Genomic DNA, 6,440 nt, shown 5'->3' on the forward strand with positions numbered 1-6,440 from the left:
GGGACGGGGCCGCGCCCCGCGCGGCCCCGTCCCGCCGTCCCCCTCCGGCACCGCCACCACCGTCTCCTCCGGTACGGCGACGGCGGGCTCCTCGTCCTCGATGCCGGCGAACCGGGCACTCCCCCGCCGCCGCTTGCGCTGCTTGGGCACGACGGCCGCGGGCTCACCCCCGCCGACGGCCCCACCGGCGTCACCGCTCACGGCACCACCGCGTACGGTGTCACCCCGCGTGTCCCCGACCGGCAGGCCGCCGACGCCGTCCTCGGTCTCCCGACCCCTTCGCATCGCACCCCCGGCGGCACCGCCCGCCGCACCCGCCGCCCCAGCTCCCGTCCCGGCCCCGCCGAACTCCCCTTCGCCTCCCCGGAATCCACGCAACCGGCCGCTCAAGTCCCGCCCGAACTCCGCCGTTCGCCCCGGGCCCGCCGCCCCGCCCCCGCCGCCCGGACTGTCCCCGACCTCTCGCTCCGCCCGGTCCAACTCCGCGATACGTGAACGGAGTTCGGCGCACCGGGCGGTCGCCCGCGCGTGGTCGTCGTGGGCCCACGCCAGGTCGAGCCGGACCGCCTCCGCCTGTTCCCGGGTGATCGCCGAGGCGAGCTGCCGCCCGGCCTCCGCCTGCCGCTCGACGGCGTACCGCTGCTCGCGGAGCATGACGTCGAGCCGGTCACCGAGGACGTCCCGGGCGCCGGGACGGGCGTCGTGGGCGCGCAGGGCGGCGATGTGCAGGACGCGGACGCGCCGCGCTTCCTCCTCCGCGACGGCGGCGCCGTATGCGGACGCCAGGTCCTGGAGAAGCGCCTCCAGGACGTCCCAGGGCGGCATCTCGCTGCCGTCCAGACAGGCCCGCATGCCGTCGGGGTCGCGCTGCCAGAACACGGCGCACCAGCCGCCGCCCTGATCGAGGCGCCCCAGCAGGCCCTCCAGGCAGCTCACGAACTCCCGCACCTGCCCCGGGAGTTGATCCACAGTCATCCGCAAACTCCTGCCAGACCTCGCCACTTGGACTGGCCACAAAACACCAGCCGTGTTACAGCGCGGCTACGAGGAGTTTGCGAAGGGGCCGCGAAGACGACATGGCGAAATCTCGACGGGTGCGCCGCGGGACGTTCACACCACCCCGGCGAGGACGCAGTGCGCGGCCAACTCGTCCATGGACAGGCCCAGTACGCCGACCAGTGCGGCGACCGTGAAGAACGCCGGGGTCGGCGCCCGGCCGGTCTCGATCTTGCGGAGCGTCTCCGCCGAGATCCCGGCCTGGGCCGCGACCTCGGCCATGCTCCGTTCACCACGCGCCTCACGGAGCAGCCTGCCGAGCCGCTCGCCGCGCTCACGCTCTTCCGGGGTCAAGGGGGTACGCACCATGACCCCATTCTAATACCGGTATAGTAATTGGCATGGTGGAGCTGAAGACAGACACGTCGATCGACGAGATGTACCGGGCCGGCCAGGTGGTCGCCCGCGCCCTGACGGCCGTGCGGGACGCCGCTGACGTGGGCGTTTCCCTGCTGGAGCTGGACGAGGTGGCGCGCGGGGTGCTGCGGGAGGCGGGCGCGGACTCACCGTTCCTGGGGTACCGCCCGTCCTTCGCGCCGACCCCGTTCCCGGCCGTCATCTGCGCCTCGGTGAACGACGCGATCGTGCACGGCATCCCGACGAAGCAGAAGCTGCGCGACGGCGACCTCGTCTCCATCGACTGCGGCGCCCAACTCGGCGGCTGGGCAGGCGACTCGGCGATCAGCTTCACCGTCGGCACCCCGCGTCCGGACGATGTCCACCTGATCGAGACCGCCGAACGCGCCCTGGCCGCCGGGATCGCCGCCGCGACCGTCGGCAACCGCATCGGCGACATCGCGCACGCGATCGGCACGGTCTGCCGGGACGCCGGCTACGGCATCCCGCAGGGCTTCGGCGGACACGGCATCGGCCGCCGCATGCACGAGGACCCGCCGGTCCCCAACGAGGGCCGCCCGCACCGCGGCATGCTCCTGCGGCGCGGCATGGCCCTGGCCATCGAGCCCATGCTCATCGCGAGCGGCCACGACGGCTACCACGAGGCCACCGACGGCTGGACCCTCCGCACGAACGACAACTCCCGCGCCGCACACACCGAACACACGGTCGCGATCACGGACGAGGGCCCACGAGTACTGACGGCACGCTCGTAGCGAACGCGGAGTCGTCCCGGGTACGGAGAGACTCGGCACAGCCACAGCGGACACGGGGGCGTCCCGGGTCCGGAGAGGCTCGGCACGGCCCGCAGCGGACACGGGGCCGTCCCGGGCGCCGAGAGGTTCGGCGCGGGCGTGGCGGGCGCGAGCCGTCAGCGGGGGCAGGGCGGCTCGTGTCTCGTCCTGGCGAGCCGCCCGACCGCCTTCTCTAGCGCGTCGGATGCACCACCTGGGCCGATCCGCCGCCCCGCCGTACGGTCTCCGCCGCGGCGAGCCACTTCCCACCGGGCAGCCGCTGCACGGCAGTTGCCGCGCCGATCTCGGGGTTCAGCCGGAATCCGTGCCCGATGGCCTCCAGCTTCGTCCGCAACTCACCGTTGTAGAGGGCCGGTTCGAGTTCCGTCGTGGTCTGGTTGCGCTGGCTGGCCCGGGGCGCGGCGATCGCGTCGACGAGCGGAAGCCTCCGGTCGACGAACTCGGTCAGCACCTGGAGCACGGTCGTGACGATGGTCGCCCCACCGGGTGAACCGAGCGCCACGACAGGCTGGTTGTGCCGGTCGAGCACGATCGTCGGCGAGATGGACGACCTCGGCCGCTTGCCCGGACCGGGCAGGTTCGGGTCGTGGACGGCCGGGCTCGCGGGGGTGAAGGAGAAGTCCGTCAGCTCGTTGTTGAGGATGAATCCGCGCCCGGGGACGGTGATCGCGCTGCCGCCGGTCTGCTCGATGGTGAGCGTGTAGGCGACGACGTTGCCCCACTTGTCGGCGACGGTGAGGTGCGTGGTGCTGTCGCCCTCGTACGTCGTCGGCGCCGCCGTCCCGCTCGTGTCGCAGGCGGTCGGGTCGCGCGGGTCGCCGGGCGCGAGGGGGCTGGTGAGGACGGCGTCGTCCTTGATGAGGCAGGCCCGCGAGTCGGCGTACCGCTGCGAGAGGAGTTCCTTCGTGGGGACGTTCTCGAAGGCCGGATCGCCCACCCAGCGGCCCCGGTCGGCGAACGCGATCCGGCTGGCCTCGATGTACCGGTGCAGGTACTGGACCTCGGTCGCCTTCGAAAGGTCCGTCTTCTCAAGGATGTTGAGCGCCTCGCCGACCGTCGTGCCGCCCGAGGAGGAGGGCGCGATCGAGTAGACGCCGAGTCCTCGGTACGACGTCTTCGTGGGCGCCTGGAACTTGGCGCGGTAGGCGGTGAGGTCGGCGGCGGAGAGCTTGCCGGGGCGGGCCTTCCACCCCGAACCCGGGTCCACGGGCGGCTTGTTGACGGTCGCGACGATGTCCTTGCCGATGTCGCCCCGGTAGATCGCGCCGACCCCCTTCCTCCCCAACTCCGCGTAGGTGCGCGCGAGATCGGGGTTCTTGAGGGTCGAGCCGACCACCGGGAGCCGCCCGCCCGGCAGGAACAGCTTCGCCGTGTCGGGGAAGTAGCGGAAGCGGGTCTCGTTGGCGGCGGTCTGCGAGCGGAACGTGTCGTCGACGGTGAACCCGTCACGGGCGAGCCGCTCGGCCGGCTTCAGCACCGAACTCAGGCTCCTGCTGCCCCACTTGGCCAGGGCGTTCGCCCACGTGGCGGGTGTCCCCGGGGTGCCGACGCTGAGGCCGCTGGTGACGGCGTCGGCAAAGGCGAGGGGCTGCCCGTTCTCGGTGAACAGGTTCGCGTCGGCGCTCAGCGGAGCGGTCTCGCGGCCGTCGATGGTGTGCACCGTACGGGACTTGGCGTCGTAGTAGACGAAGTAGCCGCCCCCGCCGACGCCCGACGAGTAGGGCTCGGTGACGCCGAGCGCGGCGGCGGTCGCGACGGCCGCGTCGACCGCGTTGCCCCCCTTGCGCAGCACCTCGACACCGGCGGCCGAGGCGTCCGCGTCGACGCTGGAGACGGCGCCGCCGTACCCGACGGCGACGGGGACCTTCTCAACTCCCGCTCTCTGTCCGGTCGGTGGCGCGGCGGCCCCGACCGAGACGACAGCGGCCGAGACCGCCAGGACCGTCAGTTTCCGTGCCACAGGGCGACGCAGGGCCATCCGCATGTACCTCCAGTCAAGGACCGTCCGCGCACTGTAGCCACCCTGCCCCCTCCCCGACAGCCGCATTCAGGGCACTGTCATACGACTGCCACACTTCGAACACGGGTACGCCGGGCCGGGTGCGACCGCTAGCATGCGCGCCCATGAACGACGACGTGCGCAACATCGTCCTCGGCGTGCTGGCCGCCGGTGTCAGCGCCGGCCTCGGCTGGCTGGCGCGGACGTACCTGTGGAGGCGCCGACTGCGCCGCAAGCAGGCGTTCTTCGGGCTGCCGGAGAACTCCGAGTCGCTGCTCGTCGTCAACCGCGACCCTGCGACGTCCGAGCCCGCCGTGCACCGCTTCGACGTCTTCGCACTCCTCGAACTGGCCGCGCTGATCAAGGACTGCGGGGCGAACGTCCAACTGGTCACGCAGGACGGGGTGCAGCAGGGGTTCGGTGAGCGGACGGAATTCTGCGTCGGCGGGCCCGCCTCGAACCGGCGGATGCTGGCCCACATGTCGGCGCTGCTGCCGGGGTTCCGGGTGAACGTCGATCCCGAACCCGGCCCGGACCGGGGGGCGTTCCAGATCGGCACCGAGCGCTACCGGATGGATCCCGGGATCACCGAGTTCGTCCTGCTCGCGCGGCTCACCACCGGTGAACGGCACGGCACCCGGCCGGTGTTCCTGTTCTGCGGCCAGCGCGCGATCAACAACCAGGCGGCGACGCGCTATCTGGCCCGCCACCACGAACGCCTCGCCCGCAGGTACGGCGCCGACCCCTTCGCGCTGCTCCTGAAGGTCGTCAACTCCCAGGCGTACGGCCCGGATGTGGTGGAGTTGGTGGCGGACGTGACCCGCCCGGCCCGTACGCCCCTGGTGGACCCGGCGCCCTCGGCGTCACACCCGTAGTACCCCGGGACCAAGACGAGCGGCGCCCCGCCGCGCCTCCACGGCGGGGGACCGCTCGGTCTCGGCGAGCCGGTCCGGCGATGCGCCGCACACCTACCCGACCCGCTCCGCATCGAGCACAACCCGTCCGGCGCGCGGCTGACCTTCTCCCCGCACAGCGTCCGGCCCGTCGTACGGACCGCTCGCGCTGTGCGAGCAGTGATCTCCGGCCGCGCGTCCGGCCGGGTATGGCTCTGGTGAACTTCTGCCCCCTACGGTCCGCCCTGCGGCGGAGTCCCCGGCCCGGTCACCGTCGCTCCGGGGATGAACGATCCATCGTAGTCGAGCCCGGTCACGGTGCGGACGCCCCCCACCAGGGCCTAGCGTCCGGCGCGGGCGGCCCGGCCGCGCGGGACGCGCCGGTACCGGTCGGGCCTCTCCTTGCGCTTGTCGACGTCACGCAGTCCGATCAACGGATCGACGGCCATGCTCAGCCCTACTCGCTCTCAGCTGTGTGTCGTGGGAGCCGCAAACTATCGAGAGCGGACGGGACTTGAGGTGCGACACGCACTTTTCGGGCATAAGCCGTATTTAACCTCGCCTGCCGGGGCGACGGCACCCCCAGGACACCCCGGGACCCCCGGGCGCTCCCTCACGCCTCGGCAACCTCCGCATACCACTGCGACAGCTCCGGCACCCCGCTGACCGCCCACTCCCGACCGGCCGTCACGACGTCGAACTCCCGCCCGGAGCCCAGCCGTACGACGGGTTCGCCGCCCGGCCAGAACGCCCACGCGGCGCCCTCGACGGTCCGCACGATCACCGTGCCGAGGTAGAGCCCCGCGTCGTTGCCGAGCCAGGGCAGTGTCTCCTCGTCGTCGCGCCAGCGCGGGAGCAACTGGTCGAGCGCCGCCAGGGAGTCGGCCGTGTCGTCGAGCCGGATGCCCGCCTCCCCCGCCTGGGAGCGCAGGAGTTCACACTCGGACAGCAGCTCGGCCACGCCCTCGGGGTCGGCGTCCAGCACCGCACCCGTCGCCCTCTTGCGCCTGTTGCCCAGAAAAGGGATGTTCATACGCCCAGCGTGGCATTCGCACCGGCGCGGGCACCACAGGCGCGCGGGCATCCCCGCCCACCGTCCCGGTACGATCGTCGGACCGTGCGAGAAGGAGACGCGTGCGCCGAAGGTCCTGGGCTTTCCCGCTGATCGCGACCCTGCTGCTGGCACCCCAGACAGCGGCGCGCGCCGGTGCACGCGCCCCGAGCGCCCCTCCCGTACCCCCTGCGAGGGAGGCGCCACCGATGACGACGGCGGCGATGGCGTCCAGCTCGTACCCGCTGGCGGCCTGCGGCTGCGCGGAGGAGAGGCGGGAGGCGAGGACG

At 72.6% G+C, this 6,440-nt stretch carries 6 protein-coding genes and 1 pseudogene; 3 read left to right on the forward strand and 4 right to left on the reverse strand.

The window, feature by feature from the left end; genetic code table 11:
* Both ACVNF4_RS30705 and ACVNF4_RS30710 read right to left on the reverse strand, forming a co-directional pair.
* Positions 1–975 (reverse strand): annotated as a pseudogene (locus tag ACVNF4_RS30705) (hypothetical protein); the annotation flags it as partial.
* A gap of 135 nt (positions 976–1,110) precedes the next feature.
* Entirely contained in the window at positions 1,111–1,365 is a 255-nt protein-coding gene (locus ACVNF4_RS30710; protein ID WP_461806155.1) for a helix-turn-helix domain-containing protein, read from the reverse strand.
* 32 nt (positions 1,366–1,397) lie between these two features.
* Here ACVNF4_RS30710 and map point away from each other — a divergent pair, with 32 nt between their 5' ends.
* Positions 1,398–2,168, forward strand: a complete 771-nt coding sequence (gene map, locus ACVNF4_RS30715; protein WP_461806156.1) for a type I methionyl aminopeptidase — start codon at positions 1,398–1,400, stop codon at positions 2,166–2,168.
* A 211-nt stretch (positions 2,169–2,379) separates the two neighbouring features.
* Here the strand turns inward: map and ggt are convergent, their stop codons facing one another.
* The gene (ggt, locus tag ACVNF4_RS30720) at positions 2,380–4,185 is read right to left on the reverse strand and encodes a gamma-glutamyltransferase (RefSeq protein ID WP_461806157.1); all 1,806 of its coding nucleotides are present in this window, start codon (positions 4,183–4,185) and stop codon (positions 2,380–2,382) included.
* Between the two features lie 146 nt (positions 4,186–4,331).
* Here ggt and ACVNF4_RS30725 point away from each other — a divergent pair, with 146 nt between their 5' ends.
* Positions 4,332–5,081, forward strand: a complete 750-nt coding sequence (locus ACVNF4_RS30725; protein WP_461806158.1) for a hypothetical protein — start codon at positions 4,332–4,334, stop codon at positions 5,079–5,081.
* Between the two features lie 631 nt (positions 5,082–5,712).
* Here the strand turns inward: ACVNF4_RS30725 and ACVNF4_RS30730 are convergent.
* On the reverse strand, positions 5,713–6,132 hold the full coding sequence (locus tag ACVNF4_RS30730) for a DUF6278 family protein (RefSeq protein WP_461806159.1): 420 nt from the start codon (positions 6,130–6,132) through the stop codon (positions 5,713–5,715).
* A 101-nt stretch (positions 6,133–6,233) separates the two neighbouring features.
* Here ACVNF4_RS30730 and ACVNF4_RS30735 point away from each other — a divergent pair.
* On the forward strand, positions 6,234–6,440 hold a 207-nt coding region (locus ACVNF4_RS30735; protein ID WP_461806160.1), incomplete at its 3' end, for a hypothetical protein.

It is taken from the genome of Streptomyces sp. S6 (genome assembly GCF_054880855.1).

Bases quoted from the DNA above. Each gene is read 5' to 3' on its own strand.
- ACVNF4_RS30710 (WP_461806155.1), bottom strand. From the start codon at position 1,365: ATGGTGCGTACCCCCTTGACCCCGGAAGAGCGTGAGCGCGGCGAGCGG.
- map (WP_461806156.1), top strand. From the start codon at position 1,398: ATGGTGGAGCTGAAGACAGACACGTCGATCGACGAGATGTACCGGGCC.
- ggt (WP_461806157.1), bottom strand. From the start codon at position 4,185: ATGGCCCTGCGTCGCCCTGTGGCACGGAAACTGACGGTCCTGGCGGTC.
- ACVNF4_RS30725 (WP_461806158.1), top strand. From the start codon at position 4,332: ATGAACGACGACGTGCGCAACATCGTCCTCGGCGTGCTGGCCGCCGGT.
- ACVNF4_RS30730 (WP_461806159.1), bottom strand. From the start codon at position 6,132: ATGAACATCCCTTTTCTGGGCAACAGGCGCAAGAGGGCGACGGGTGCG.